This is a genomic window from Pseudomonas sp. UBA2684 (assembly GCA_002354655.1).
Lineage (GTDB): Bacteria > Pseudomonadota > Gammaproteobacteria > Pseudomonadales > Pseudomonadaceae > Aquipseudomonas.
The window spans coordinates 1976-2799 of the sequence record DELY01000059.1; the positions used below are offsets into that span (position 1 = coordinate 1976).

The following is an 824-nucleotide window of genomic DNA, read 5'->3' on the forward strand; positions in this document are numbered from 1 at the left end:
GCGCGGGCGGTGCGCACATAGTCTTCGCGCAGCACTTCGAGCATCGCCGAGCGGGTCATCCGCGCGATCACCGCCAGGGGAATGGTGCCGAGCACGATGGCCGGCAGAATCAGGTGGTGTAGGGCGTCGACAAACGCGCCTTCTTCGCCCGAAAGCAGGGTGTCGATGAGCATGAAACCGGTCACCGGCGGAATGTCGTAGAGCAGGTCCAGGCGTCCGGACACCGGGGTCCAGCCGAGGCCGACGGAGAAGAACATGATCAGCAGCAGGCCCCACCAGAAAATCGGCATGGAGTAGCCCGCCAGGGCAATGCCCATCACCCCGTGGTCGAACAGCGAGCCACGTTTGAGCGCGGCGATCACCCCGGCGAGCAAGCCGAGGATGCCGGCGAACAACAGGGCGGCCAGGGCCAGCTCGACGGTCGCCGGAAACAGGCTGAGAAACTCCGTCCACACGCTTTCACGGGTGCGCAGCGATTCCCCGAGGTTGCCTTGGGCGAGCTGGCCGATGTAGTCGAAATACTGCGCGTAGAGCGGCTTGTTCAAGCCCAGGCGCTCCATGGCTTCGGCATGCATCTGCGGGTCGACCCGGCGCTCACCCATCATGACTTCCACCGGATCGCCGGGGATCATGCGAATCAGGGCGAAGGTCAGCAGGGTGACGCCGAAGAAAGTCGGGATCAGCAGCCCCAGGCGTCTGGCGATAAAGGACAGCATGCGTGTCGGTACTCCTCATCAGGTTCATCTGCTCGGCGGTGGGCCGGTCGATGGTTTTTTGTAGGCTATGTCCCAGTTACATGTCGCAGGAGAAGTCGCGCTTTTGTG

1 protein-coding gene is annotated in these 824 nt (G+C 63.3%); it reads right to left on the reverse strand.

Annotation, left to right across the window (positions count from 1 at the left end):
• A partial coding sequence (locus B3M58_RS21820; protein ID WP_296222436.1) for an ABC transporter permease subunit occupies positions 1 to 716 on the reverse strand: 716 nt, incomplete at its 3' end.
• Positions 717 to 824 lie beyond the last annotated feature (108 nt).